The 26338-nt window shown below is 70.7% G+C and carries 29 protein-coding genes; 10 read left to right on the top strand and 19 right to left on the bottom strand.

The features are described 5' to 3' along the window. Positions 1-12 precede the first annotated feature (12 nt). The 3 genes from GPA02_RS10400 to GPA02_RS10410 are packed head-to-tail and all read left to right on the top strand — an operon-like array spanning position 13 to position 2955. Entirely contained in the window at positions 13-786 is a 774-nt protein-coding gene (locus GPA02_RS10400) for a hypothetical protein (RefSeq protein WP_156199861.1), read from the top strand. Then, complete coding sequence (locus GPA02_RS10405; protein ID WP_156199862.1) at positions 783-2288, top strand: hypothetical protein; 1506 nt, start codon at positions 783-785, stop codon at positions 2286-2288. The genes GPA02_RS10400 and GPA02_RS10405 overlap by 4 nt, the downstream gene beginning before the upstream one ends. Before the next feature lie 19 nt (positions 2289-2307). Next, positions 2308-2955 carry an ATP-binding cassette domain-containing protein gene (locus tag GPA02_RS10410; protein WP_156199863.1) on the top strand — a complete coding sequence of 216 codons (648 nt, stop codon included), beginning with the start codon at positions 2308-2310 and terminating at the stop codon, positions 2953-2955. Between the two features lie 1163 nt (positions 2956-4118). On the opposite strand, the gene GPA02_RS10415 is transcribed toward GPA02_RS10410, so the two are convergent. The 6 genes from GPA02_RS10415 to GPA02_RS10435 form a co-directional block, all read right to left on the bottom strand. Beyond that, positions 4119-4538: a hypothetical protein gene (locus GPA02_RS10415; protein ID WP_156199864.1), complete on the bottom strand. Its 420-nt coding sequence runs from the start codon at positions 4536-4538 to the stop codon at positions 4119-4121. A gap of 16 nt (positions 4539-4554) precedes the next feature. Then, a complete protein-coding gene (locus tag GPA02_RS10420; RefSeq protein ID WP_156199865.1) occupies positions 4555-5037 on the bottom strand; it encodes a hypothetical protein in 483 nt (160 codons plus the stop codon). A 147-nt stretch (positions 5038-5184) separates the two neighbouring features. After that, positions 5185-6240 carry a hypothetical protein gene (locus tag GPA02_RS10425; protein ID WP_240133986.1) on the bottom strand — a complete coding sequence of 352 codons (1056 nt, stop codon included), beginning with the start codon at positions 6238-6240 and terminating at the stop codon, positions 5185-5187. Positions 6241-6245: 5 nt separating this feature from the next. Beyond that, positions 6246-6677 (bottom strand): hypothetical protein, encoded by a 432-nt coding sequence (locus GPA02_RS19120; protein WP_204986572.1) that lies wholly within the window; start codon positions 6675-6677, stop codon positions 6246-6248. After that, positions 6667-6999 (bottom strand): helix-turn-helix domain-containing protein, encoded by a 333-nt coding sequence (locus GPA02_RS10430; RefSeq protein WP_156199866.1) that lies wholly within the window; start codon positions 6997-6999, stop codon positions 6667-6669. The genes GPA02_RS19120 and GPA02_RS10430 overlap by 11 nt, the downstream gene beginning before the upstream one ends. Positions 7000-7002: 3 nt before the next feature. Then, positions 7003-8103, bottom strand: coding sequence for a tyrosine-type recombinase/integrase (locus tag GPA02_RS10435; RefSeq protein WP_156199867.1), 1101 nt, complete (start codon positions 8101-8103; stop codon positions 7003-7005). A gap of 276 nt (positions 8104-8379) precedes the next feature. Here GPA02_RS10435 and GPA02_RS10440 point away from each other — a divergent pair, with 276 nt between their 5' ends. Further along, positions 8380-8709 carry a hypothetical protein gene (locus tag GPA02_RS10440; RefSeq protein WP_156199868.1) on the top strand — a complete coding sequence of 110 codons (330 nt, stop codon included), beginning with the start codon at positions 8380-8382 and terminating at the stop codon, positions 8707-8709. Between the two features lie 204 nt (positions 8710-8913). On the opposite strand, the gene GPA02_RS10445 is transcribed toward GPA02_RS10440, so the two are convergent. Further along, a complete protein-coding gene (locus GPA02_RS10445; RefSeq protein ID WP_156199869.1) occupies positions 8914-9438 on the bottom strand; it encodes a GNAT family N-acetyltransferase in 525 nt (174 codons plus the stop codon). A gap of 108 nt (positions 9439-9546) precedes the next feature. Between GPA02_RS10445 and GPA02_RS10450 the strand changes: the two genes are divergently transcribed. Then, the gene (locus tag GPA02_RS10450; RefSeq protein WP_156199870.1) at positions 9547-10095 is read left to right on the top strand and encodes a DUF7010 family protein; all 549 of its coding nucleotides are present in this window, start codon (positions 9547-9549) and stop codon (positions 10093-10095) included. A 6-nt stretch (positions 10096-10101) separates the two neighbouring features. Here GPA02_RS10450 and GPA02_RS10455 read toward each other — a convergent pair whose 3' ends face one another. Further along, positions 10102-10350 (bottom strand): DUF1272 domain-containing protein, encoded by a 249-nt coding sequence (locus GPA02_RS10455; protein WP_156199871.1) that lies wholly within the window; start codon positions 10348-10350, stop codon positions 10102-10104. A 63-nt stretch (positions 10351-10413) separates the two neighbouring features. Beyond that, a complete protein-coding gene (locus GPA02_RS10460) occupies positions 10414-10932 on the bottom strand; it encodes a glycine cleavage system transcriptional repressor (protein WP_156199872.1) in 519 nt (172 codons plus the stop codon). Between the two features lie 149 nt (positions 10933-11081). Here GPA02_RS10460 and GPA02_RS10465 point away from each other — a divergent pair, with 149 nt between their 5' ends. Then, a complete protein-coding gene (locus tag GPA02_RS10465) occupies positions 11082-11594 on the top strand; it encodes a lipocalin family protein (RefSeq protein WP_156199873.1) in 513 nt (170 codons plus the stop codon). Between the two features lie 123 nt (positions 11595-11717). On the opposite strand, the gene GPA02_RS10470 is transcribed toward GPA02_RS10465, so the two are convergent. Genes GPA02_RS10470 through GPA02_RS10485 form a run of 4 tightly spaced genes read right to left on the bottom strand, consistent with a single transcriptional unit; the run spans position 11718 to position 15428 of the window. Beyond that, positions 11718-14105: an ATP-binding cassette domain-containing protein gene (locus GPA02_RS10470; RefSeq protein ID WP_156199874.1), complete on the bottom strand. Its 2388-nt coding sequence runs from the start codon at positions 14103-14105 to the stop codon at positions 11718-11720. Beyond that, positions 14102-14575 (bottom strand): pyridoxamine 5'-phosphate oxidase family protein, encoded by a 474-nt coding sequence (locus GPA02_RS10475; protein WP_156199875.1) that lies wholly within the window; start codon positions 14573-14575, stop codon positions 14102-14104. The genes GPA02_RS10470 and GPA02_RS10475 overlap by 4 nt, the downstream gene beginning before the upstream one ends. Continuing rightward, a complete protein-coding gene (locus tag GPA02_RS10480) occupies positions 14572-14979 on the bottom strand; it encodes a VOC family protein (protein WP_156199876.1) in 408 nt (135 codons plus the stop codon). Before GPA02_RS10480 ends, GPA02_RS10475 begins: the two co-directional genes overlap by 4 nt. 5 nt (positions 14980-14984) lie before the next feature. Then, a complete protein-coding gene (locus GPA02_RS10485; RefSeq protein ID WP_156199877.1) occupies positions 14985-15428 on the bottom strand; it encodes a helix-turn-helix transcriptional regulator in 444 nt (147 codons plus the stop codon). A 133-nt stretch (positions 15429-15561) separates the two neighbouring features. Here GPA02_RS10485 and GPA02_RS10490 point away from each other — a divergent pair, with 133 nt between their 5' ends. Further along, complete coding sequence (locus tag GPA02_RS10490) at positions 15562-16134, top strand: mycothiol transferase (RefSeq protein ID WP_156199878.1); 573 nt, start codon at positions 15562-15564, stop codon at positions 16132-16134. 88 nt (positions 16135-16222) lie between these two features. Continuing rightward, positions 16223-17155 (top strand): helix-turn-helix transcriptional regulator, encoded by a 933-nt coding sequence (locus tag GPA02_RS10495; protein ID WP_156199879.1) that lies wholly within the window; start codon positions 16223-16225, stop codon positions 17153-17155. 18 nt (positions 17156-17173) lie between these two features. Here GPA02_RS10495 and GPA02_RS10500 read toward each other — a convergent pair whose 3' ends face one another. Further along, the gene (locus GPA02_RS10500; protein WP_156199880.1) at positions 17174-18313 is read right to left on the bottom strand and encodes an acyltransferase family protein; all 1140 of its coding nucleotides are present in this window, start codon (positions 18311-18313) and stop codon (positions 17174-17176) included. A gap of 111 nt (positions 18314-18424) precedes the next feature. Here GPA02_RS10500 and GPA02_RS10505 point away from each other — a divergent pair, with 111 nt between their 5' ends. Beyond that, the gene (locus tag GPA02_RS10505; protein WP_156199881.1) at positions 18425-18910 is read left to right on the top strand and encodes a GNAT family N-acetyltransferase; all 486 of its coding nucleotides are present in this window, start codon (positions 18425-18427) and stop codon (positions 18908-18910) included. 12 nt (positions 18911-18922) lie between these two features. On the opposite strand, the gene GPA02_RS10510 is transcribed toward GPA02_RS10505, so the two are convergent. Both GPA02_RS10510 and GPA02_RS10515 read right to left on the bottom strand, forming a co-directional pair. Continuing rightward, positions 18923-19459 carry an MOSC domain-containing protein gene (locus GPA02_RS10510; protein ID WP_156199882.1) on the bottom strand — a complete coding sequence of 179 codons (537 nt, stop codon included), beginning with the start codon at positions 19457-19459 and terminating at the stop codon, positions 18923-18925. Next, a complete protein-coding gene (locus GPA02_RS10515) occupies positions 19456-20403 on the bottom strand; it encodes an aldo/keto reductase (protein WP_156199956.1) in 948 nt (315 codons plus the stop codon). Before GPA02_RS10515 ends, GPA02_RS10510 begins: the two co-directional genes overlap by 4 nt. Before the next feature lie 173 nt (positions 20404-20576). Here GPA02_RS10515 and GPA02_RS10520 point away from each other — a divergent pair, with 173 nt between their 5' ends. Beyond that, positions 20577-20924 carry an RNA polymerase-binding protein RbpA gene (locus GPA02_RS10520; RefSeq protein ID WP_156199883.1) on the top strand — a complete coding sequence of 116 codons (348 nt, stop codon included), beginning with the start codon at positions 20577-20579 and terminating at the stop codon, positions 20922-20924. On the opposite strand, the gene GPA02_RS10525 is transcribed toward GPA02_RS10520, so the two are convergent. The 3 genes from GPA02_RS10525 to GPA02_RS10535 all read right to left on the bottom strand — a co-directional run bounded on the left by GPA02_RS10525 (position 20900) and on the right by GPA02_RS10535 (position 26333). Further along, positions 20900-21673 carry a polyprenol monophosphomannose synthase gene (locus tag GPA02_RS10525; RefSeq protein ID WP_156199884.1) on the bottom strand — a complete coding sequence of 258 codons (774 nt, stop codon included), beginning with the start codon at positions 21671-21673 and terminating at the stop codon, positions 20900-20902. The two genes, GPA02_RS10520 and GPA02_RS10525, sit on opposite strands and share 25 nt — an antisense overlap. Next, positions 21670-23232, bottom strand: coding sequence for an apolipoprotein N-acyltransferase (lnt, locus tag GPA02_RS10530; RefSeq protein ID WP_156199885.1), 1563 nt, complete (start codon positions 23230-23232; stop codon positions 21670-21672). The genes GPA02_RS10525 and lnt overlap by 4 nt, the downstream gene beginning before the upstream one ends. 332 nt (positions 23233-23564) lie before the next feature. Then, positions 23565-26333: a DEAD/DEAH box helicase gene (locus GPA02_RS10535; RefSeq protein ID WP_156199886.1), complete on the bottom strand. Its 2769-nt coding sequence runs from the start codon at positions 26331-26333 to the stop codon at positions 23565-23567. Positions 26334-26338: the final 5 nt, after the last annotated feature.

Genomic DNA, 26338 nt, shown 5'->3' on the forward strand with positions numbered 1-26338 from the left:
GCATATCACCAAATGATCCACCAACTGCTTGACGAACTGCGGGCGTCGATCCGACGCCCGCAGTTCGTCGTCGTCGCCGCCCTCATCGTGATCGTGCCTCCCGTTTCGGGAGTCGCGTCCCTGTCCGGCTATGCGCTCGACCACTGGATGTCCTACGCCACGATCATGTTCGATGGCCTGGGGCTGCTCTTTCCACTCCTAGTTACACTCTTGACTCAGCCCCGACTCTTGGACGAATGGTCTAACACTTACGCGAATAGCGTGAGGACGCGGGTCGCCCCTGCCCAGTACTTCCGCACAAAGCTCGCGTCTTCGGCGATGCTCGCGGGAGCGGTCTTTCTGACCGCGACCGCCCTTTCTTTGTTGGTCGCGCGGCTGACCTACACGGACCACGGATACGGGGTTGCGTCCGCAGGACCAATCGAGACACGCTTTCCGCTATCTCAGCTCTGGGCCCTGTCACCAGCGCTCTACGTCATCGCATTTTGCCTATGGGTCGGCTTAGTCGCTGCGAGTGTCGGTATCTGGTGCACGCTTCTGACTGCGCTCGTCTCCAATAGATTCGTCGCGCTCGTGGCACCCTTGGTTCTGTGGACTGCCGTGCAGTTCGGCCTTGCGGTAATCGGACTCGAGGAGCTCTCGCTACCTCCTTTTAGGTTTCATTTGATTCAACAACCTATTTGGACCGAGTTTGTCGGCCTCATCGCCATCACCGTTGCCTCAGCCGCAATGCTCTACATCGTGCGCAAGAGTGACTACCAGAGTCCAGGAATCGTGAGGCCGTGAAGACTGCGTCGATAAGCGCCAAGACTTCATATCCGCCATGGATCTTCGTGCTGATCTACCTGACTGGCCTGGCCGGTCATGCCCTGTACACGCGCATGAATCTTTCGGACTTTGCCGGCGGACAGTTGCACGAGTTCGGCTACTGGGAGGTCGTGCTTGAGATCGCGGCCTCGGGCTATGCGTTCAGCTATTGGATCCTCCCGTGTGCACTTTGGTGCATGCTGCGCGACCTACGTGGGCACGCTCGCTACGATGTGCTGATCAGGTTCGGGGCCCGCACCGACTGGGCGCTAGCGCGATTACGGGCCGCGGGTCCGTGGATAGCGGTGCTCGTCGGCGGGCTCATGGTTGTCGCGCTCGTCGGCGGCATGGGGCAGTCTTTCAGCTGGCAGTGGCAGGCCGCCTCGATGGACCCCGTGGTTCTGTCTCACTTCAGCGGCCTGACGCGAACCTTCCCGGTTCCGGTCTTGAGCGCCCTCGTCCAGGGGGTCGCGCTTGCCGTCACCCTCGCCGTGCTGACTCTTTGTGTCGCTGCAAGCGGTGCTTTCCTGGCCCTGCCCTGGATCCCGCCTGTTACTGCCGTTCTACTGCTGATCTGGACGTGGTTTTCCTTCAGGTCAGAGGGTGTACTGACCGCGCTGCTAGGGCCGACGACCTACGTACTGCCCTGGCGAGCTGACTCCGTGCTTGGTCTTGGGCCGGGCGGTGGGGTCATGGTTGCGGTAGTGGCATCAATCCTCGCTATGTCGATCGCTCGTCGTCTTGAGATCAATCGCGCATTTGTTGCGGGTGTCCCCGTCCGAGGCGTCATTGTCGGGGCCGGAATACTCATAGTTGCCGCCTTGTGCTTCGGCACGGTGGATCCGAAATTGCCCTTGGAGTCACAAGCAATATTCCTGCTGCAAGGGGTGGGATTTGAAGCAACTTCGCTTATACATTTTCTCGCGAATGGTCTACTCGTAGCCCTTCCTTCGTTGGTGGTGTACCGGGAGATTGTGGCCGCACTCGATGGTCGCGGCTACGCAGAAATGATCCGCCTGGGGTCACCCACGCGCTGGTATCGCAGACGTCTGATACAGGCGGCGCAGTGGGCGATCGTCTACGCAGGTTTCGTTGGCTTGGCGGCTGGAGCATTGATAGCGCTCCGCACTGGCAGCCTGCCAGATCTCCGCGCCTGGAGAGACATCGGTGCGTGGGGGGTCGCCCTCGCCCTCCAAGTAATGGTGATGCTCCTCCTGCTGGTGCTCGCCGGAATCGTCACCCGCAGAATTGATAGCGCCGCTTACGCCACTGGTGCAGCGCTCGTGCTTGCGTGGCCAGTGGGGGCGCCATCGCGATGGTCACCAAGTGGCCAGGCGTCTCTGGCGCGCTTCGTAGACGACTCAGCTCCCCTTGCAACCACCCTAAATGTTCAGCCACTGTTTATCCTCTTGATCTGGCTCGCAGTCCTCACAACGATAGCTCTCGCTCTAGCAAACCGCAGCCGCGGTGAGCTCAACTAAATAGGGGGAAGGACCCTTCATGTCTGTCGTTCAACTAAAAGGCGTCGAGAAGTCCTACCACGGGCGCGCCTTGTTCACGGGAGTGGACCTCGACGTGCAGCCAGGATCGGCGGTCGGAATCCAGGGCGAGAACGGCTCTGGTAAATCGGTCCTGCTCAAGATCCTCACTCGGTTCACCTCGCCGGACGCCGGCTCGGTCGAGATCGACGAGAAGTACCTCTCCCGCGACCGAGTGTTTCCTGAGGGCTTCGGTGTGATGATTGACCGCCCCGGATACATCCCCAATCAGACGGGATTCGAAAACCTTCAGTCGCTAGCGAGCATCCGGAAGACCATTAGCGCCGAGAAGGTTCGGGACACGATGCTGCTGGTAGGATTAGACCCAGACCTTCCCCAGAAGGCCAAGCACTACTCTTTAGGGATGAAGCAGCGCCTGGGATTGGCACAGGCCATAATGGAAGACCAGCCTGTACTGATTCTCGACGAACCCTTGAACGCGTTGGATGAGGAGATGGCGACGACGATGCGGATGCTGCTGCGACGCTTGGTCGACGAAGGTAGGACATTGGTCATGACGAGCCACCAGCGCGAAGACATAGAGTTCATCTGCGATCACGTATATCGAATTCGTCAGCGCCGTCTGATTGCGGACGAGAAGACAAGCTAGGTCACTGACTCTCGGCCACCCCTTCAGCTATCGCAGCCGGTGCATCGCGACAAGGTGCCGGCGGAGTACGACGGCGTCGTCGGAGAGCGGCATCTCCACGGCGCGCGCACCCGTCGGGCCGGGCACGCGTTCGACGGCGGCATTGTGGGGAGCAGCGGCGGGTTCGCGAGCGCCCACTCGAGAGCCGCCCGGAGCACGCGCACCTCGGCAGCATCGGCATCGTGGCGTGCGGTGCGCGCGGCCGACAGCGCACACCGGGTATCGACCGTGGATGCCGGAGCCGCCGTCGTCGTCATGAGTCGAACATACGTGCGACCACCGACATCCGGGAGAGCCGACGACAGATCTGTGGACAACGCGACGATGGTCGACAGGGGAGAGTGGGCCGTGGACGCACATCCCAGGGGGAGGAGGGCGGAGCTGACCTACGAGCCAGGCGCGAAGGCGACCCCGGCGCTGCTGAGGCATGCTGGAGGGGCCGGTCGACCACCGTGGGTGCGCTCGGTGGGAACCGCGCGCTGACGTCGCCGCCGCGGCTGCGTCGTCCGCCGATCGTTCCGTCGCGTACGGCTACGCGAACGACGGCGGCATCGTCGTCCGGCGCGACGTCGAGCCATCTGAGAGCTGCGGACGTTCGGCGAGGCGACGGGATGGCGGGATGCTCTCAGTGAGCCCGAGTCCCGACGCAGTCGTGCCAGGGGGCTGCGGGGCAGCGTCCATGTCGCCGCCAGCCCTGGGTCGGCAGGTGTCGCCAAGGGGAGCGTCACAACATCGGAGTGGCGGGCCCGGCTCCATGGACTGGCAACGCAGAGTATTGGGCTGAGCATTAATCTCGGACCTGCGGCCGGCGGAACTGCGGCCGGTGTCGCGGTGGGAGGGCGAGCCGAGATCGAACTGGGCTGAGCTGAGAGGCTGCGGCCTGACGGAGGGCAGGACCTGGCGGTGGCGAACCTGGCGACGGCACCGAGGAACCCTGACCACGCCCAACACAGCGCCGAGCGCCGGCCAGGCGGTCGCCGAACCCAACGCGCTCGGAGGGGCGCCTATGGCCAGGCCGCCTCCGACCGGCTCGGCTCCGACATGTCCCCGGGTGCACCAGCCTGCTGCGCCATCAGGCGCTGCTGGCGACCGGCCCGCAAGTTCCGGAGCCGTGCAGCCGGTTGCTACTGGCCCTGGCCGACCCAGAAGGTGCCGATGCGGGTTACACCATCCAACTCGTAGACCGGCACACCTACTGGCCCCTTGTCGTTGGACGCGATCGCTTCTTCGGGTGACGACGGGTCGTCGTTCTCGGCTGCAAACAGCTCCTCGCTGTAGACGTAGCCCTGTTGGCCATCAGGCAACTCGACCAGAATCAAATCGGGAGCGAGGGCGTCCGAAGGTGCGTCTGCTAATGACCCGTAGCTCAGCCCGGAGTCGGAGACCGCGTACTCGGGGGCCTCGGCGGTTTCGCTGTCGGCCGGCTGGGCAAAGATCAGGCCAGAGGCAGAGGCCACGCCCGCGCCCGCCCCTATGCCCAGTGCCGCAGCCGCCACGGTGAGCAGGATGCGTTTGGGGGCGATTCGAGTCTTCATGATCTTCATCCCTCTCAGAAGTTCATCAGGCAGTCTGGTTCGGCGAACGCGGGGCAAAGTAGGCGTTGTACACAGATCCCGTCCAGCCCTTGGTCACACCGTATGAGTAGTAGGCGCTTCCAGAGGAGCCTGTGAAGTAGCAGTTGACCGCGTATCCCTGGGTGGCGTTTGCGTTGTAGTAGTAGCCAGCACTGCACACGAGAGGATCGGTTCCGGTCACGTCTCGATAGCCCCGAGCAAGAGCGCCCACGTACCCCGCTGGGACAAGCCCAGTGCGAGGGTTCTTCCAGACCTCGACGCGCGCGGTGTCGGTCGAACCTGTGGTGATGATTGACTGGTTCGCGTAGGAGTAGCCGCCCACGCTGTAGTAGCCCTTGTTGCCGCTGGCGGTGCCGGCTATTGCGGCGCCTGCGGAGACGGTTAGGCCGAACGCCACAAGGAAGGCTATCGCAGCTGAACGGAACCGGTTGGGACGACCTTCGGCCCGACGGGCGTGGAACTGACCCATCTGATGACCCCTTCGTTGGTGTCGCACCCGGTGAGCAGACGGTACACCTACCCGGGCTTCTCCGACAGAGATTCACCACTGCCGGAGGGATTGACATCAGGCGGCAGGGCGAGGTCCACTGATGCGCTGGCGTCCACGGGAGGATGTCTACTCGGGTTCTCTGGAAACGCCGATGTACTGCGCGTGAGGGGCTGCGATCGCCTGGGCGTGCTTGTTCGTGACCGCGTCGCTGTAGCCGAGCAGGTCTGCGACGATCTGAGCGGGGATCTCCATCACCAGGTCCTGGATGGCGCGATTTCGTGCTGCGAGGTTGCTGATCCCGAGGGCGCGTAGCCGCATGTGGACGGTGTTCGGGTGCAGGTGGCGGCCGGCGCGGGTGCTCGGGAACAGCCAGGGGCTGGCGTGGTTGGCGCCGCGTTGGTTGGGGCGATCTTGGACGTGAGAGATGAGCATCTGTGCGAACGGTTCGGGGATTGGGACGGGATCGGTGCCGAAGGTCAGCGACGGGCCGTCCGGGGTGATCGAGAGGTCGTCGGTGCGTAGCGTGACCAGGCGAGTGATCGGCTGTGCGTAGAGCAGTAGCAGTGTGCCGGTGATGCGGTAGGGCAGGCTCTCGGAGTCTCCGGTGAGGAGCTCGCGGATCCAGTTCAGCCGTTCCTGCTGGGTCAGGCGCGGCTGTCGGCGCGCCTGCCTGTGGGGAAGTGTGAGTCCGGTCTTGGTTCCGGTCTGATTGCACCAGACCAGGAAGGTGCGGAGGTTCATGCGGGTGCTCGGCCCGTCGGCGACGTATGACTCGACGTCGAGTTGGCTGCAGTCCTGCAGGTAGCGGTGGTGGGTGTCTCGGAGCCAGATGAGGAACCGGATCGTCTCTGTGATCTCTTGCTTCGCGCCGTGCACCGGACCGCGGCTGCCGGTTCCCGGCCTGCTAGCTCTGCGGATCCGGGCGAGGTGGTGCCAGCGGGCGAACTGCTCGGCGGGTTGACGGATCTTCGGGTCGTCGACGGCGCCCAGTTTCGCGGTCAGCCATCGCTCGAACAGGGCCAGGTGGTGGTCGCGCTGGGGGAGGAGTTCGTGTGCTTCGAGGATGCTGCGCATGTGCTCGATACGGTTGCTGCGCGGTTCGGCATCAAGGCCTTCGTGACTCAGCGGGATCGTGCCGGTGGCCAGCTGGCGCAGTAGATCGCGGACCTCCTGTGGTCGCATCCAGGTCAAGACGCTCTCGGGTCGCTCAGCGGCAGCGAGTACGTCGAGGAGTCGTCGCATGGCGTCGGGCTCGTTGGCTTGGTCCAGGAGCAGGGCTTGTAGGTCGCTGCGCAGGCAGCAGCGTGCGCAGTGGTCGCGCCGGTATGCTCGGCCTCGCTGCCGCAGCTGGCGCAGATGATCGAAGGTATGCCGGCGCACGGTGCGCAGATCGGCGAGGCGCTCAGCTCGTCGATGCCAGGCAGGAGCCGGTCGGTGTCGCAGTGTGCGCAGTTGCCGTGGGTGCGCATCGCGTTGTGGAAGCAGATTCCGCAGATCGGCCCTTCCGGCCAGCGGATCCGGTACTTTGCAGCGGCCCGGTAGCAGCGGGCGCAGACGCGGCTGCCGCTGGTGCGTGGGCGGCCTTGCACGGTGTTGCGTGGGTTGACCTCAATCACCATCGGGCACGATCCTGGCGCGGCGCGGTCGTGCGGTCTTGTCGAGGTCGACCACGTTCGGCCCCGCGGCGGCTCGACGCTTGGTCTGAGTGGCGGCGGTGTAGGTGATGAGGTCGTTCAGCTCGCAGTCGAAGATGTCGCAGATCGCGGCGAGGAACTGGATCGAGACGCGTTCGGGTCGGCCGGTCACCAGGCGGTAGGCCTGTGATGGGGACAGGTCGATGCCGCGCTCGAGAAGGTGGGGGAGTAGGTCCGTGCTGTTGTGCATGCCGGCCTTGGCCATCAGTTCGGCCAGGTGCCACTGATAGGTGATCGTCTTGCGCATCTTCTACTCGCTCTCGTAGCCGGCCAGGGCAGCCTTGAGGGTGCCATCCAAAGCGCGTCGCAGCGTCTTGACCCGGAAGTCGCTGGAGACGCAGGTGTAGATCGCCGTGGTCGAGGCGTGCTCGTGGCCGACCTGCTGCTGCACGAACAGCGCGTCCATCCCTGACTCGATCAGATGTGTGACGTAGCTGCGGCGCAGCGAGTGAAAGTCCAGTCCCGCCGCTAGTCCGAGCTCGTCGCAGTAGCGGCGAAACCGCGCCAGCAGCGCCGCCTCGGAGACCAGCGTGCCTCGCTCGGTCACGAACAGATCGAGCCCAGCGCCACTGCGCGGGTGACCGGTGGCCAACCAGTCTTCGATGACCTCTGGGGCCCAGTCGAAGACGGTCAGCACGCTGCGCCGTTTCGGGGGAGAGCCCTTCTTGGCCTTGCCCCAGCGGACCTGGAGGACTCCGTGTCGGCCGAACTCGGGCGCGTGCGGGTTGCGGGAGAAGTCGACCGTCTGCAGGTGTCTGGCCTCGTTTCGTCGCAGCCCCCAGGCGTAGGCGGTCTTGAAGATGACCGAGTCGCGGTAGGCCGCGAGCCAGCCCTTGCGGCCGCGGGCGGTGATGTCGACGACCTCGTCGTCTGCGCGGTCGAGGAACTGCTGCAACTCTGCTCTGGTGAACGCTCGCCGCGTGGGGTCGGACTCCTCGTCTTGTACGTGACGGGCCGTGTTCCACTCGAAACAGACCTGCGAGGGGTGGGTGCCGAAGAGCCGTTCGCACACCGATGGCCACCCGTAGTCGCTGGTGCTGACGTAGTCGCAGAACAGCCGCAGCGCGTTCTGATATCCGCGCACCGTGGAGCGCCGGACCTGCCTGATCGAACGGAGGTCGCCGAAGAACTCGTCCACGTGTGCCACGCTCCAGCGCCATGGGTACTCGTTCGTCGCTCCCACGAAGCGCTGGATGAACTGCTCTCGTGCCGTGATCGTGGCGTGCTGAAGGTTGCGGCTGAGCTGCTGATTGCGCCAACCATCGAGCATCTCCCTGAACACGTGCTCTTCCGGTCTCAGAGCCTGCAGACCAGCGACGTCCACGTACCGACCAACGGCATCAACGGCCATCTCGCACCCTTCACGTTCGCCCACCAGTTGCACGTATCATGCATCTGATGCACGATGACGCGCAACACCGCAGGTCAACGCGTCGTGGCGGATGCCCGGTGGCGATCCTAACGTGATCGAGGCTTGCCTCCAGTTGGTGTCCTGCAGCCTCAATCGAGGGTGGGACGCCCCAGGTCAGGAGGGTTGGGCTGGCCAGATCAACGGGGGAAGGGTGGAGGGGTGGAGGGAAGTCGCAATCGTGCATCCGTTGCAATAATGCTGGGTTGGAATGACATAATGTCCATTATCGGATACCGCCATGAGAGTCAGCAGGGCGTGAGGAGCCGACCCAGGCGGGAGGCTGTCGCACGCGTCCTCGCCCGCCTCGACGCCAGCGACGCGCAGACTGCAACGCCCTCAGACGCGTCGAAGGTGTACACGCTCGTGCTGAACGGCTCGACGACAGTCAGGAACCCACTGCTCGTGACGACGTCGTCGGCGCAGCCGATCCGTCCTGATGCGCCTGCCATCGGCGTAGTCCACCAGCGGGGTCCGGGTCTGCACGGCCGGGACCGCCGGCGCGTCGATCGGATCGGCCGAGCCGTCGGCATCGTCGGAGGTCGGTGAGGACGTCGCCGGGTCGCTCGGCTCGGGCTCGACGGCCTGGTGTCCCGTGCACGCCCCAAGGAGAAGCGCTCCGGCTGCCGCGAGTGTGGCGGCGGCCGTGCCGGCGCGGTTGATCGCTGACGCGCCTCCCCTGCGTCCCGTCCCCACCGCACTCCCCTTCTGACATAACTCACGACGTCGCGCACGCCGCCGGCACCGTGCACCTCAGCCCATCGACGTCGCCACCCGCGCCGAGCGCCCGTCCGACCCCTCGCCTCGGGACCCAGGGCCGGACAGCGCCGCACGCATCGCGGGACAGCGCTCCTCACGGAACCCGGCGCTGACGTACATCCCCCGCCCGAGCTCGGTCGCCATCAGCTCGGCGCGACCCACGCCCGTGCGGCGAGCCCACGCCATCACCGCGTCGAACGCCGCCTGGCCGTGCCCGTGCCCGCGGTGCGCGGGAGCCGTGCAGACGTTGCTGATGAGAACGTCACGCCCCTCGGGGACGCTCGGCGACGGCGCCGCGTCGCGGATCGCGCCCACGGCGCAGCTCACGACCTCGCCGTCCACCTCGACGACGACGAGGCGGTAGTCGGCGTCGTCGATCCTGTCGGCGAACCACCGGCGCGCGTGGGCCCGCCACTCGCCGCCCGTCTCGGGGACCCCCATCGCCGCGAACATCTCGGCGCGGAGCCGGACGAGAGCGTCGACATCGGGCAGCGTCGCCTGGCGAACCGTCCTGGTCATGGCCCCGAGGTTAGGGCAGCGGCGTCCGGAGCAGCGCCTCGTTTCCACCGTCCAGCCGGTCGGCGGCCTCCGGTGCCCGCTTGCGTCTCCCTCCTAGGCTGGCTCCGCATGGACGGGGTCGAGCAGTATCTCGAGCAGCTCGCGCAGGTGAACCGGCACGGCTTCGGGTTCCTGCTGGCGTACGGCACGACGTGGCTGGTGGTCGCACTCCTGTGGCGCGGGTTCGGTCCCCGTGTCGGCGGCTTCGCCATGGTCTTCCAAGGGAGCGTCGCGCTCCCGGCGGCACTCGCGCTGACCGCGCTGGCCGCCACCGGTCCGGCTCCCGAGCACCCGGCGCTGGAGAGTCTCTCCTCCTACCTCCTGCTCGGACAGATGGCGGCGATCCCCCTCGTCGTCGTGCTGCTGGTGCGTACCCGCTACCTCACCGCGGCCGTCGTCGTCACGATCGTCCTCGCGGCGCACTTCCTCCCCTACGCCTGGCTGTACTCGACGCTGCTCTACGCCGTCGTCGCGGGCCTCATGGCGCTCGCCGTCGCGGCGGTCGTGCTCGTCCAGGACCGGTGGGACGACGACGCCCCGCGCCTCGCCGGGTTCTGGATCGCCCTCGCCAACGGGCTCCTCCTGCTGCTCGGCGGGGTCGTCGCGCTCACGCTCTGACGGGCGTCAGCGGTTCGCTGCCGCCCGGCAGCCGTCCGAGACCACACGCTCCGTGCTCGCCGGGTACCGCTCCAGCAGCGACGCGGGCCGCACCGGTCGCCGCTCCAGTCCGCCCCCGCAGTTGGGGCAGGCCCGGTCGGGGAAGGTCGCGACGCACGCGGGGCACCACGTGCACTCGAACGTGCAGATGTAGGCCTCGTCGTCGACGGCGAGGTCACGGTCGCAGCACTCGCAGTTCGGGCGCAGCTCGAGCATGCCGGGAAGCGTAGGACCGCCGAGCCGCGCCCGCCAGACCCAGCCCCGCCGACGCCCGCCCGGTCAGCCGGCGTCCGCGAGGTCGAGGTCGACCATCAGCTCGTCGGCGATCGGCTCCAGCGCCTGTCGGACCACCTCGACCGGCAGCCCCTCCGGCAGCGTCACCACCGCCTCGGCCTCGAACAGCAGCCCGCCGCCCTGCGGCGCGGGGTGCGTCCAGGAGCGGAACGTCCGGATGCTCACGTGGTGCGCGGCGAGCGCCTCGGTCACCTGGCGCACCGTCCCGGGCCGGTCGAGACCGACGAGGTGCACCTGCACCTCGTGCCCCTCCCCTCCCCCGGTCCCCGCCGGGGTCGCCTCGACCTTCCAGCCGATCCGGTCCCGCAGCGCGCCTGCGGCGTCGGTGAACGCCGCCACCTGCTCGGCCGGCAGATCGACGAGCACGATCCCGGCGAACTTGCCCGCGAGCCGCGAGAACTGGCTGTCGAGCCAGTTGCCGCCGTGCTCGGCCACCACCTGCGACAGCGCCGACACCAGGCCCTCGCGGTCGTCCCCGACGGCGGTGAGCACGAGCTGCGTCATGAACGTCTCCTCTGCGGCTTCGACGGCGGGTTCACGCTAGCCGACGGCGCGCCCCGCGGTCCCGCGGACCCCCACCCCGCTCCCCCGCGACGCACCGGGTCGCCGGTAGCGTGGCGAGGGCACGCCGTCCGCGACGAGAGGCCCGACCCATGACCGAGAGCACCGACGTCACGTCCGTCCCGACCCTCGACCTCGACCGCTACCTGGGGCTCTGGTACGAGATCGCGCGGCTCCCGCTGCGCTACGAGGACGCCGAGGCCCGCGACGTCACCGCCCACTACTCGCTCGAGGACGACGGCGCGATCCGTGTCGACAACCGCTGCTACGACGCCGACGGCGAGCCCACCCAGGCGATCGGCCGCGCCACCCCCGCCGGCGACTCCCCCGCCCGCCTGGAGGTCACGTTCCTGCCCGAGGGGCTGCGCTGGATCCCGTTCACCAAGGGCGACTACTGGGTCCTCAGGATCGACGAGGGTTACCAGCACGCGCTCGTCGGCACGCCGGACCGCAAGAACCTCTGGTTGCTCGCCCGGACCCCGCAGGTCGACCCCGCGGTCGAGCAGGACTACCTCGCCGAGGCGACCCGTCAGGGCTTCGACCTCACCGACCTCATCCGGCCGGTGCAGGACGGCGACCGGGTCACCGACGACCAGCTCGGCTGACCCGGACCGGCCGCCGCCGGCTCGGGCTCCCGCGCTTCCCGACCACCGGCCACGGCGACCGCCGGCTCACCGGCGGTGCGCTCGCCTCCCGGCCCGGCCGCCATCCGCGCGTGGAAGCACACGTCAGGCCACGTACTCGGCGAGGTACCGGCCCGTGAGGGTCGCCCGCGAGGCGACGAGGTCGGCGGGCGTGCCCTCGAAGACCACCCGGCCGCCGTCGTGCCCGGCCCCGGGCCCGAGGTCGATGATCCAGTCCGCGTGCGCCATCACCGCCTGGTGGTGCTCGATGACGATGACCGACCGTCCGGAGTCGACCAGCCGGTCGAGCAGGCCGAGCAGCGCCTCGACGTCCGCGAGGTGCAGACCGGTCGTCGGCTCGTCGAGCACGTAGACCTGGGCGCTCCTGTCGCCCATCTGCGTGGCGAGCTTGAGCCGCTGCCGCTCGCCCCCGGAGAGCGTGGTGAGCGCCTGCCCCAGCGTGAGGTAGCCCAGCCCGACGTCGGCCAGCCGCTCCAGGATCGCCGTCGCGGCGGGCGTGCGCGCCTCGCCCTCGCCGAACAGCTGCAGTGCCTCGCCGACCGACATCTCGAGCACCTCGGCGATGTTCTTGCCGCCGAGCGTGTACTCGAGCACCTCGGCCTGGAACCGCCGCCCGCCGCACTCCTCGCACGTCGTCGTCACGCTCGCCATCGGGCCCAGGTCGGTCTCGATCGTGCCGGCACCGTTGCACACCGGGCAGGCGCCCTCGGAGTTCGCGCTGAACAGCGCCGGCTTGACGCCGTTGGCCTTCGCGAACGCCTTGCGGATCGGGTCGAGCAGCCCGGTGTACGTCGCGGGGTTGCTGCGCCGGGAGCCCTTGATGCCGCTCTGGTCGATGACCACGACGCCGTCGCGCCCGGCGACCGAGCCGTCGATCAACGAGCTCTTGCCCGAGCCCGCCACACCCGTGACCGCCACCAGCACGCCGAGCGGGATGTCGACGTCGACGTTGCGGAGGTTGTTCGCGCTCGCCCCTCGCACCTCGATCGCCCCGACGGCGGAGCGCACCGAGTCCTTCAGCCGCGCCCGGTCGTCGAGGTGGCGCCCGGTGACGGTGCCCGACGCCCGCAGCCCGGCCAGGTCGCCGGTGTAGGTGATCTCGCCGCCGGCGCTGCCGGCACCCGGGCCGAGGTCGACGACGTGGTCGGCGATCGCGATCATCTCGGGCTTGTGCTCCACCACCAGCACGGTGTTGCCCTTGTCGCGCAGCTGCAGCAGCAGCTCGTTCATGCGGGCGATGTCGTGCGGGTGCAGCCCGATCGAGGGCTCGTCGAAGACGTAGGTGACGTCGGTGAGCGCCGAGCCCAGGTGCCGGATCATCTTCGTGCGCTGGGCCTCGCCGCCGGACAGCGAGCCCGAGGGCCGCTCGAGCGAGAGGTAGCCCAGCCCGATGCGGACGAAGCTGTCGAGCAGGTCGCGCAGACCTTCCAGCAGCGGCGCCACCGAGGGCTCGTCGAGCTCGCGCACCCAGGCCGCCAGGTCGGTGATCTGCATGGCGCACAGGTCGGCGATGTTCTTGCCGCGGATCCGCGACGACCGCGCCTCCGGTGCCAGCCGCGTGCCCTCGCAGTCCGGGCAGGTGCCGAACGTGATCGCCCGCTCGACGAAGCGGCGCACGTGCGGCTGCATCGCCTCGACGTCCTTGGACAGGAACGACTTCTGGATCCGCGGGATCAGGCCCTCGAACGTGACGTTGACGCCCTCGGCCTTGATCTTGGTCGGCTCCTTGTAGAGCAGGTCGTGCAGCTGCCTCTTCGTGAAGTCCTTGATCGGCTTGTCGGCGGGGAAGAACTCGCCGCTGCCGAAGATGCGTGCGTACCAGGTGCCCGGGCCGTAGCCCGGCACCAGCAGCGCGCCCTCGGCGATGCTCTTCGTCTCGTCGAAGAGCGCCGTGAGGTCGAAGTCCGACACCGAGCCGCGGCCCTCGCACCGCGGGCACATGCCGCCCAGCTGGTGGAAGGTCGCCTTCTCCTTGACCGTGCGGCCGCCGCGCTCGACGGTGATCGCGCCGCTCGCGCTCACCGACGGCACGTTGAAGGAGAACGCGTTCGGCGAGCCGATGTGCGGCTCCCCGAGCCGGCTGAACAGGATCCGCAGCAACGCGTTCGCATCGGTCACCGTGCCGACGGTCGAGCGCGGGTTGGCCCCGAGCCGCTCCTGGTCGACGATGATCGCCGGCGTCAGCCCGTCGAGCGCGTCGACGTCGGGCCGCGACAGCGTCGGCATGAAGCCCTGCACGAACGCCGGGTAGGTCTCGTCGATCAGCCGCTTGGACTCCGCGGCGATCGTGTCGAAGACCAGCGAGCTCTTGCCCGAGCCCGACACCCCGGTGAAGACCGTCAGCCGTCGCTTGGGGATGTCGACGTCGACGTCCTTGAGGTTGTTCTCACGCGCACCCCGCACGCGGATCGTGTCGTAGCGGTCCGCCGCCGTCGGCGTGCTGGTCCGCTCTGCAGTGCTCGTGCTCGTCATCGCTCGTCCATGGTCTCGACGGTCCAGCGTCCGTCCCGCATGAGCTCGCGCCCGGCCAGCTCGTTCTCCTCGCGCCACGCCAGCACACGCTGCGGCGTGACGAGGTACCAGTGGTACGGCGTGCGCAGCCCACGCGGGTCGAACCCGGTGTGCTCGGCGAACGCGGTCGCCCGGGCGTCGTCGACGGCGTCCATCGGCAGCGTCTGCACCGTGCCCTCGACGAGGCACACGTCCCTGGTGTGCCCGGCCGCGAGCCGCACGGTCCCCGAGCGCGCGAGGTTGCGACCGGTCGGGCTGTCGGCGGCGGTGGCGAGCAGCAGCGTCTCGCCGTCCCAGTGGTGCGACAGCGGGATCAGGTGCGGGTCGCCGTCGGCGGAGGCGGTGGCGACCCACACGTCGACGTCGGTCGCCAGCCGGGCCTCGACGTCGCGACGGCGCTGGGCACGGTCGCGCGGTGCGGGCGCGCTCACCGCTGCTGGATCCGCAGCGTGTTGCCGGCAGGGTCACGGACGGCGCAGTCGCGCACGCCCCAGTCCTGGTCGGTCGGCTCCTGCATGATCTCCGCGTCGTGCTCGACGAGCCGCTGGAACGCGGCGTCGAGGTCGTCCGTCGCCAGCAGCAGGCTCGCGAACGTGCCCTTCGCCATCATCTCGCGGATGGTCCGCCGCTCGTCCTCGGTGATGTTCGGGTCCGCGCCCGGCGGGTGCAGCACGAGGTTCACGTCGGGCTGCCCGGGCGGGCCGACGGTGATCCAGTACATGTCGCCGTAGCCGACCTCCTGGCGCACCTCGAAGCCGAGGGCGCCGCTGTAGAAGGCCTTGGCGGCCTCCGGGTCGTCCTGCGGCAGGAACGCGGTGTGGATGGTGATGTCCATGGATCTCACGCTAGGCCCGAGGGCGGACGCGCCGCTTCTCGATTCCTGATCGGTCGGCTCACCCGCCGCAGGTCGCACCCGGGGATGCCCGCCAGGCCCTCGGCGCGCTCCTTGTACTCGCTGGGCGGCATCCCGACCAGCTCGGTGAAGCGCGTGCTGAACGTCCCCAGCGAGGAGCAGCCGACGGCGAAGCACACCTCGGTCACCGACAGCTCGCCGCGCCGCAGCAGGGTCATCGCACGCTCGATGCGGCGCGTCATGAGGTAGGAGTACGGCGACTCGCCGTAGGCCTCCTTGAACAGCCGGCTGAGGTGACCTGGCGACATGTGCACGCCCGCCGCCAGCGCGGCGACGTCGAGCGGCTGGGCGTGCTCGCGGTCCATCCGGTCCCGCACCCGCCGCAGCAGCCGCAGGTCGCGCAGCCGCTGGGACTCCGCGCTGCTCGCCATGGTTCCCGATCGTGCCACGCGGCCGTCGACGGCGCACTCCCCCTGCCGTGGATCGACACCGTCCCAGTGTTCGGGTGGGGCGGATCCGCAACGCGGACCCCGACCGTCCGGGTACCCGCCTACGGTCGCCGGCATGGACGAGATGCCTCCGTGGGAGCCACCCTTCGACGGCACCGAGGTCGAGCACCTCCTCGGCGCCCTGGACCGCCAGCGGGCGACGTTCCGCTGGAAGGTCGACGGCCTCGACGACGACGCTCTCGCGCGCACCGTCGGTGCCTCGAGCCTCACGCTCGGCGGTCTGATGAAGCACCTCGCGTGCGTCGAGGACGAGAAGTGGGGCCCGAACCTCTCCGGCGCGGGCTACGGACCGCCCTGGGCGGGCATGCCCGGCTACGCCGGCAGCCCGAAGGAGTACACCTTCGACACCACCGGCATGTCGGCGGCCGACCTCTACGCGACCTGGGACCGCAGCGTCGCGCGGTCGCGGCAGCGGCTCGCCGACGCCGTCGACGCCGGCGGTCTCGACCAGCAGGTCGCCCTCGGCGCCGACCAGGGTGTCGTGGTCAGCCTCCGACGGCTGGTGGTCGACCTCCTCGAGGAGTACGCCCGGCACACCGGCCACGCCGACCTGCTGCGGGAGGCCGTCGACGGTCGCGTCGGCGAGGACCCGCCGCCCGACTGGCGACTCCCCGCTCCCCCGCCCTGATCGGCCCGCACCGCGCCGCGCCGCAACCCTCCGGCACGGCGGCCGGCGTCCGGCGCGCCGGAGGGGTGCGGACGTTAGGCTTCCGCGTATGGGGCTCGACGGCGACAGCCCGACCTCGCGGGCGCTCAGCGCGCTCGCCGCGATCCAGGACGCCCCGGGCATCACGGCCGCCGAGCTCGGGCGCCGGCTGGGCGTCACCGACCGGGCCGCGCGCCGGTACGTGGCGATCCTGCGCGAGGCCGACATCCCGGTCGAGTCGACGCCGGGTCGCTACGGCGGCTACCGGATCGGGCGCGGGTTCCGACCGCCACCGCTCACGTTCACGATGTCGGAGGCCCTCGGCCTGACGATGGCCGCCGTCGAGAGCCACCACGGCGCGGACGACGCCGCCGGGCGGGCGCTGGCGAAGCTCACCCGGGTGCTGCCCGCCGAGCTCGCCGCCGCCGTGGAGGCGCTGCGCCAGGTGACGACGCCGCCCGAGGTGGAGGCCGACGTCGACCCGGTCGTGGTCGCGCGGCTGGCCGAGGCGGCCGCGACCCGGCGGCGGGTCTCGCTGCGCTACCGCGCGGGCAGCTCGTTCCGCACCACGGTGGACCCGTGGGCGGTCGTGCCGCGCCGCGGCTACTGGTACCTGCTGTGCTGGTCGCGCGACCGGGACGCGCGCCGGCTCTACCGCGTCGACCGGATCAGCGACGTGCGCCTCGAGGAGCACGGCGTCGAGGTCCCCGCGGGTCTCGACGCCGCCGCGACCGTCGAGGAGCACCTCTCGGAGGGCTGGGAGCTCGCCGTCGAGGTGGTCGTCGAGGCGCCGCTGGAGCAGGTGCGCTGGTGGCTGCCGCGCCAGCTCGGCCGCCTCGAGGAGGTGCCCGGGGGCACCCGGCTCGTCGGCACCACCAGCACCCCGGACTGGTACGCCGTCAAGCTCGCCGAGATCCGGGCGCCCTTCCGGGTCGTGTCGCCGCCCGAGCTCGCCGAGGAGGTGCGGGCGCTCGGCGAGCGGCTGCGCGCCGCGACGCGCTGACAGGCGCGTGGCGGCGGCTCACCGCGCCGCGGCGTCGGCAGCACCTGCACGCGCGGGCTCGCGCCGGGCGGCACCCGTGAGCCGCTGCTCGACCCACAGCCGCAGCGGGCGGTGCGTGCGCTCCTCGACGAGCCGGTGCAGCAGCCAGGCGAGGGCGACGCACACGGCGACCGCGAGCAGCAGCGTGAGCCAGCGACCGGCGCGCGGCGCCAGCACCTCGATGACCGCCCAGCCCACGTACTCGTGCGTGAGGTAGAGCGGGTAGGTCAGCGCGCCCAGCGCGGTCAGCCAGCGCCAGTCGAGGTCACGCACCCGCGGGACCAGCGCGACGACCGCCACGACCCCGACGACCGCGACCGCGATGCCACCGAGCAGCCACGGCTGGACCGTGCCGGTCGCGACCTGCTCGACCGCGTGCGCGACCCGCAGCGACGAGCGCGCCGCCGCCAGCGCGGCGCACAGCGCGACGACCGCCCAGCGCGACGCCGTCGACCCCTCGCGGTGGATGACGTAGAGGACCATGCCGGCGCCGAACAGCGGCGACCAGCCGAGCACGCTCACCCGGGCGTCGAGCTCGGGCAGCAGCAGCGACGCGGTCGTGAGCACCGTCGGCACCACGGCGGCGAGCACCACGACGCGGCGGGCGGTGACACCCCACAGCACCAGGCCCAGCACCAGCAGGTAGAACTGCATCTCGACCCAGAGCGTCCAGTACACGCCGTCGACGCTGGCCACGCCGAACGGCTCGTGCACCATCGTGAGGTTGGCGAGCACCTCGGTGGGGGTGGCCGCGCCGAAGCCGGGCCACCACCAGCGCAGGGTCGCCGAGAGCAGCACCGCCGCCCAGTACGCGGGGTAGAGCCGGCTGACGCGCGAGGCGACGAACTGCGGCACGGTGCGCCCCCACACCGACATGAGGATGACGAAGCCGCTGATGACGAAGAACAGGTGGACGCCGGCGTACCCGTAGCGCGTGACGTCGGCGACGCCTCCGAACACGTCGGCCGGCAGCACGTCCTCGCCCCAGCGTGCGTGGTCGCGCGCCGTGAAGTGGAACAGCATGACGGCGGCCGCGGCGAGCAGCCGCAAGGCGTCCATCGCGCGCAGCCGGGACGCCGCCGGGGCGCCCCGTCCGGTGCTCTGCGGGCGGGAGGGCATCTCGCCAGGCTAACCAGGGCGAGCGCGTGCACCCCGACCGACGGCGGGGGTCGCGCAGCCGTTGCGCGGGTCCGTCACATGATCGTCACATGCGCGGCGCACACTGGGGCGATGCACCTGCGCGAACCCGTGACGCTCACGATCGAGCGAGACGACCTGTCCCGCCCAGCCGTGCACCGGCTGCTGCAGGACCACCTCAGCGAGATGGCCGCCATGTCGCCGCCCGAGAGCATGCACGCGCTCGACCTGGAGGGTCTGCGCCGACCCGACGTCACCTTCTGGACGGCGTGGGACGGCGGCGAGCTCGCCGGCTGCTGCGCCCTCAAGGACCTCGGCGACGGGCACGGGGAGATCAAGTCGATGCGGACGGTGCCGTCGCTGCGCGGGCGCGGGGTCGCGGCGGCGATGCTCGAGCACCTGCTCGCCGAGGCCAGGGACAGGGGCTGGACGAGGCTCAGCCTCGAGACCGGCAGCCAGGACGGGTTCGCGCCCGCCCGCCGCCTCTACGCCCGCTACGGGTTCGTCGCGGGGCCGCCGTTCGCCGACTACCGTCCGGACCCCGCGAGCGTCTTCCTCACGCGCGACCTCGCCGGCTGAGCCGGCGCACCGTCACACCGGCTGCAGCGGCTCCTGCGCACCCTGCGGGATCTCGACCACGATCGCGTCCCCGGGGGCGATGTCGCCGCCCCGCTCGACGACCGCCATCACGCCGCAGCGCCGCACGACGCTGCCGTCGGGCCCGCGTCCGACGACGCGCGCGAGCAGCCCAGGCCTCGCGTCGTCGATCTGGCGGCACGGGTTGCGCAGCCCCGTCACGCGCAGCACGGCCTGACCGATCCGCAGCCGGGTGTCGCGCGGCAGCGCGAGCAGGTCGACGCCCCGGGTCAGCACGTTCTCGCCGAGCGTGCCCGGGGCGACCTCGTGGCCGTGGGCGTTGACCTCCTCCAGCAGCTCGGCGTGGATGAGGTGGACCTGGCGCAGGTTCGGCTGCGTGGGGTCGCGGCGCACCCGTGAGCGGTGCTGCACGGTCGCGCCCGCGTGCGCGTCGCCGGCAACCCCGAGGCCCTCGACCAGCGTGATCCGTGCCTGCGGCTCCTTGCTGAAGCGGTGCGTGGCGTCGGCGCTCACCGACACGACGACGCTCATGCGTCGGCGCCGGTGAGCGCGTCCAGCTCCGCGAGGTCGTCGACGCTCGGCTGCCAGCCCAGCGCCGCAGCGTTCGAGCGCACCTGCTCGGGGCGCGAGGCGCCGCAGATCACCGAGCCGACGACGTCCTGCGCCGCCAGCCAGCCGATCGCGACGGTCGCCATCGCCACCCCGCGGGCCTCGGCGAAGGCGGCGATCGCCTCGATCCGGTCGAAGTCCGCGGCGGCGAGCCGCTCCGGGCGCCTCGCGAGCCGGGTGCCCTCCGGCGCCTCCTCGCCGCGGCGGTACTTGCCGGTGAGGAGCCCCGAGGCGAGCGGGAAGTACGGCAGCATGCCCGCGCAGACGTGCTCGGCGGCCGGCACCACCTCGGCCTCGACACGGCGGTCGAGCAGCGAGTAGGCGTTCTGCACCGAGATCATCGGGGTGCCCCCGGCCGTGCGCGCGACCCAGTCGGCGTCGACGATCTGCCAGCCGGTGAAGTTCGACGAGCCCAGGTACCGCACCTTCCCCTCGGCGACGAGCTCCTGCAGCGCTGCGAGGGTCTCCTCGAGCGGCGTCACCGGGTCGTAGCGGTGCATCTGGTAGAGGTCGATGTGGTCGGTGCCGAGCCGCCGCAGCGACGCCTCGACGGCGCGGCGGATGTAGCGGCGCGAGCCGCGCACGCCCCAGTCCGGCCCGTTGGCGCCCTGCATGTCCATGCCGAACTTCGTCGCGACGACGACGTCGTCACGACGGCGACCCAGGGCCTTCCCGAGCAGCTCCTCGCTCTGCCCGGGTGTGCCGCCGTAGACGTCGGCGGTGTCGAAGAGCGTGATGCCCGCGTCGAGAGCGGCGTCGACGACCGCGGGGACGTCGTCCGGCGCGATCGTCTGACCCAGCGCGTTGCACCCCAGCCCGACGGTCGACACGGTGAGCCCGGAGCGGCCCAGCTGGCGGTAGGTCATCTCCATGGCAGCAGGCTAGGCCACCGTCCGGGGGCGAGATCTGCCCAGATCGGGTGGCAAGGCTTCACACCACCTTCACCACCTCGGTGGAACACCGCTGGATGATGGTTCGTTGAACCACATGTGCGGGTCGAGCACACCCACGCGTCCACCCGTGCACGAAGGAGGAGATCATGGCCGAGCGTTCCCTGCGAGGGATGAAGATCGGTGCGAACAGCCTGGAGTCGGAGGTCGGCGTCGAGCTCGCCCCCCGAGTCGAGGCGGTCTACGACTGCCCCGACGGCCGGGTCATCGTGATCCCGTTCGCCGCTGACGCGGAGATCCCGCCCGTCTGGGAGGCCCCCGGCGGCGGCGAGGCTCTGCTCCGCGACGCCACGCGCCCAGAGCCGAAGCCGACCAAGAAGCAGCGCACCCACTGGGACATGCTGCTCGAGCGCCGCACGATCGGCGAGCTCGAGGAGCTGCTGAACGAGCGGCTCGAGCTGCTGCGCAGCGGTCAGGCGCGGCGCCGCAGCGCCTGACGACCGACGAACCGGCGCCGCACGCGGCGCCACCGATCCTCGACACCCCATCTCGTGAGCCGGGTGATCGCCTCCCAGGCGATCGCCCGGCTCATCTTCGATCGCCCCTGGGTGCGCTCGACGAACGTGATCGGCACCTCGACGACCCGCCCGCCCGAGCGCTCCACGCGCCAGGTCATGTCGATCTGGAAGCAGTAGCCCTGCGACTCGACCTCCGCCAGCGGCAGCCGGCGCAGCGTCGCGGCGGGGTAGACCCGGAAGCCCGCGGTCGCGTCGCGCACCGTCAGCCGTAGCGCCAGCCGCGCGTAGGCGGTCCCCAGCCGGCTGATCAGCTGGCGCGTCCACGGCCAGTTCACCACGGCCCCGCCCGGCACCCAGCGCGACCCGATCACGAGGTCGGGAGAGACGCCGTCGGGACCCGGCCGGGCGGCGACGAGCAGCCGCGGGAGGTCCTCGGCGCGGTGCGACCCGTCGGCGTCCATCTCGACGACGGCGTCGTAGTCGCGCTCGAGCGCCCACCGGAAGCCGTCGAGGTAGGCGCGCCCGAGCCCCTCCTTGCCAGCCCGGTGCAGCACGTGCAGGCGCGGGTCGGACGCCGCTGCCTCCTCGGCCCACTCACCGGTGCCGTCGGGCGAGGCGTCGTCGACGACGAGCACGTCGACGTCGGGGACGCGCTCGCGCAGCGCGGCGAGCGTGGTGGGCAGCGACTCCCGCTCGTCGTACGTCGGGACGATGACGAGCGTCCTCACCGGCGCACGCGCCTGACCGTGCGCGGCGCGGTGGCGACACCGGCGAGGAACGCCAGCGCCGTCAGCAGCGTGAAGACGACCACCGGCGCGTCGCCGAGGCGGTCGCTGACCGTGATCTCGGTGCGCAGCGGCACCGAGGCCGCGAAGTGGTCCGCGGTGAACAGCTCGGTCGAGCTGAGCAGCACCCCGTTCGGTGCGATGACGCCGCTGACGCCGACCGTCGAGATCTGGATGGTCGCGCGGCCGTGCTCCACCGCGCGGAAGCGCGACATCGCGAGCTGCTGCTCGGACTCGGCGGTGTAGCCGAAGGAGGCGTTGTTCGTCGGGACGACGAGCACCTCGGCACCGCCGACCACGGCCTCCCGGATGAGGGCGTCATAGGCGACCTCGAAGCAGATCACCGTCCCGACCAGGACGTCGCGCTCGAGCGCCGCGACCGGTACCGGGACGACGGCGATCTCGGAGCCCGGCACCATGTCGACCGAGACGAGGTCGACCGCGTCGCTGAAGACGCGCGCGACGTCGCGCATCGGGATGTACTCGGCGAAGGCCGCCGGGATCTGCTTGGCGTAGGCGAAGGTCGCGCCCTCGCCCGGCATCCAGAGCACCATCTCGTTGTAGCGCTCGCGGATCTCGTCGCCGTCCTCGTAGCGGTCGGTCCCGATGAGGAGCGGCACCCCGGCGGCCTGGGAGGCCTGCTCGACCAGCGCCTGCGCGTCGGCGTTGACGCGCGGGTTGTAGTCGGAGGCGTTCTCGGGCCAGACGACGAGATCGAGGTCACCGCTGGTCGGGTCGGCCACGAGCGCCTCGGTGCCGGCCACGTGGTTGGAGAGCACCTCGTAGGCGTTCGCGAAGGCCCCCAACCCCGGTTCGGCCACGTTGCCCTGCACCGCGCCGATCCGCATGGTGCCGCCCGAGGCGTTGGTGCCGAGCGGCACCAGCAGGCTCGCCCCGAGGACGGCCGCGACGATCGCGGGCGCCAGCAGCCCGCGCAGCACCTCGGCCTCGCGGAGCAGCAGCACCCCCGTGACGAGCAGGGTACCGAGCGTCGCCACCACCGCCGAGACGAGCGGCGCGCCACCGAGGGACGCGAGCCGCAGCAGCGGCGACTCCGTCTGCGAGAACGCCAGCCGCCCCCACGGGAACCCGCCGAACGGCCAGACCTGCCGCACCTGCTCCCCCACCGCCCAGACGACGCCGAGCGTCGGCGCCTGCAGCAGCGGCCGCTCGCGCAGCGTGCTGCCACGCCGGGCCCACGCCCAGACCGCACAGGTCGCGGCCACGATGCCCGACTCGGCCACCGAGAGCGCGAGCCACGGGATCACACCGACCGCCTCGTTGGCGAACCAGATGTGCGGGAGGAAGAACGCCAGCCCCCAGCCGAAGCCGACCAGGGCAGCCCAGCGCGCCGAGTCGCGACGCATCGCGACGACGAGCAGCGCGAACCCGAGGATCGCCATCGGCCACCAGTTCCGCTGCGGGAAGGCCGTGTCCGTGAGGAGGCCACCGAGGATCGCGGCGACGACCGTGGTGAGCCGGCTCGGTGGCGACGTGGGCATGCCGGTCAGGATACGTTCCCGGAGCCGGGCCACCAGGCACCGACCGGCCCGCGCATCCTTCGGTCCGCTGCCCCACTGCTGGGACCCCGTTTTCTAGTGAACGCGCGGGCCTGGTCGGTGACTGCACGGGGCGAGGCCCCGCTGCAGTACAAGGAGCGAAGATACCGATGGCGGCCCGTCTCGCCAAGCCCGTGTCGCCGCAGGTCACGGGCGTCTGCGCAGGTCAGCGGCCTGCGGCGTGTCCAGGTATTTTCCGCGCCACCGGCGTGTCGGTCGGTGTGTCCGGGCCGGGTGTGGGTTAACAGGCTGCCCGGGTGACGGCCGGACGGGTGTCAGACGGTGCCGACGGCCACGATGCCGCGCCGAACGGCGTGCACGCCCGCCCGGGCGGTCTCGCGCAACCGGGCGGACGGCGCCGCGTCGGCGAGCTGGTCGAGCAGGTCGATGACCTGCTTGGCCCACCTCACGAAGTCACCGGCGGCCAGGTCGGCGTCGAGCACCTGCTCCAGCATCGCGCCGCGCGCCCAGCGCTCGACCGCGACGACGAGCCCCAGGTCCAGCGGCGGCCGCCCGGTCAGCCCGGCCTCGGCCTCGACGACCGCGAGCTCGCGCGCGACGCCCTCGGTGGCCGCGACCGCCTCGGCGAGCGCGCCGCTGCCCAGCCGCGGCCGCGGCGTCGGCTCGTCGGAGCGCGACTCGTACAGCACCGCCGCCACGACGCCGGCGAGCCCGGCCGGGTCCAGCCGGTCCCAGTGACCCTGCCGAAGGCACTCGACGACGAGCAGGTCCTGCTCGGAGTACACGCGACGCAGCCACTCCCCCTGCTCGGTCACCCGGGCCTCGGGGCCGGGCGCGGTCAGGTACCCCAGCTCGGCCAGCACGCCGCACACCTTGTCGAAGTCGCGCGCGATGGACGACGTGCGGTTCTCGATGCGCCGGACGAGCGCGTCGTGCTCGGCGCGCAGCCGCTGGTAGCGGTGCGCCCATCGCGCGTGCTCCTCGCGGTCCGCGCAGCCGTGGCAGGGGTGGGCGCGCAGCGCCGTGCGCAGCGCGGTCAGCCGGTCGTCGGTGCGGGGGTCCCCGGCGGGCCTGCGCACGCGCTCGGGCGTGCTGTCGGCCAGCGCGCCGAGCGCGTTGCGCATCGAGGAGCCGAGGTCGCGGCGGTCCTTGGGCCGCCGAGAGCTGAAGTCCTTGCGGATCTTCACACGGGTGACGGCGCGGGTGCCGTAGGGCACCTCGCCGCCGACGAGGCGACGCACCTGGCCGCCGTCGGTCAGCACGGTGACCGAACCGCCGTCGAGACCCGACGTCGGCGGCTCCAGGACGACGGCGTAGCCGGCCCGCCGCCCGCTCGGCACCTGGATGACGTCGCCGCGACGCAGCGCGGCGAGGGTCTCGGCGACCGCGTCGCGCTGCGCGCGCGAGCGGCTCCGCGACAGCTCGGCCTCGAGGTCGCCGATCTGGCGGCGCAGGTCCATGTACTCGCCGAAGTCGCCCAGGTGGCAGCTCATCGCCTCGGCATAGCCGCTCAGCGCCTCGGTGTGGCTGCGGGCCTGTCGCGCCAGCCCGACGACACCACGGTCGGCCTGGAACTGCGCGAACGAGGTCTCGAGCACCTCGCGCGCCCGCTCCCAGCCCGTCGTCGCGATGAGGTTGACCGCCATGTTGTAGGTCGGTCGGAACGCCGAGCGCAGCGGGTAGGTGCGGCGCGACGCGAGACCGGCGAGCGCGACCGGGTCGAGGCCGGAGGCGTAGAGCACGACGGCGTGGCCCTCGACGTCGATGCCGCGGCGGCCCGCACGGCCGGTCAGCTGGGTGTACTCCCCCGCCGTGATCGCGGCGTGCCCGCTGCCGTCCCACTTGACGAGCTTCTCCAGCACGACGGTGCGCGCGGGCATGTTGATGCCGAGCGCCAGCGTCTCGGTCGCGAACACGACCTTGACGAGCCCCTGCGCGAACAGCGTCTCGACGGTCTCCTTGAACGCGGGCAGCAGCCCGGCGTGGTGCGCCGCCACGCCGGCGAGCAGCGCGTGCTCCCAGGCGTCGAAACCCAGCACCGCCAGGTCCTCGGGCGGCAGCGTCGCGGTGCGTTCGGCGACGACGTCGGCGATCGCCCGACGCTCGGCGGGCGTGGTGAGCCGGATCCCGGAGTGCACCACCTGCGCGACCGCCGCGTCGCAGCCTGCGCGCGAGAAGATGAACACGATCGCCGGCAGCAGCCCGGCCCGGTCCAGGTGGGCCACCACCGCGCCCCGGGCGGGCGGCCGCACGAGCTGCCGCCGCTGGTGGTAGCGCCCCCGCCCGCGGCCGCGCGTCTCGCGGCTGCCGCGACGGCGGTCGCCGCTGCGCTCGAGCGAGCGGATCGCCTCGAGCAGCTCGTGCGAGATCGGCGGGTTGACGCCGGGGTCGGTCGGGTCGACGTCGGCCGAGTACAGGTCGTGCAGCTCGTGGCCGACCATGACGTGCTGCCACAGCGGCACCGGTCGGCGCTCGGACACGACGACCGTGCACGCGCCGCGCACCTCGGCGAGCCAGTCGCCGAACTCCTCGGCGTTGGAGACCGTCGCCGAGAGCGAGACGACCTGCACGTCCAGCGGCAGGTGCAGGATCACCTCCTCCCACACCGGGCCACGGAACCGGTCGGCGAGGTAGTGCACCTCGTCCATGACGACGTAGCCCAGCCCGTCCAGCGCCGGCGAGGACGCGTAGAGCATGTTGCGCAGCACCTCGGTCGTCATGACGACGACGGGCGCGTCGCCGTTGACCGCGGTGTCGCCCGTGAGCAGGCCGACGGACGCGGCGCCGTGGCGGCGCACCAGGTCGGCGTACTTCTGGTTGCTCAGGGCCTTGATCGGCGTCGTGTAGAAGGCCTTGCGCCCCTGGGCGAGCGCGAGGTGGACGGCGAACTCCCCCACCACGGTCTTGCCGGCGCCGGTCGGGGCCGCCACGAGCACGCCCTCGCCGGCCTCGACCGCCTCGCAGGCGCGCACCTGGAAGTCGTCGAGCTCGAACGGGAAGGTGGCCGCGAACCGCCCGACCTCGCTGCGCGCGCGCTGCTGCCGCAGCACCGCCGCGGCGTACCGCTCGGCCGGGGTCGTCATGACGC

This window comes from Actinotalea caeni (genome assembly GCF_009733795.1).
Classification (GTDB): Bacteria; Actinomycetota; Actinomycetes; order Actinomycetales; family Beutenbergiaceae; genus Pseudactinotalea; species Pseudactinotalea caeni.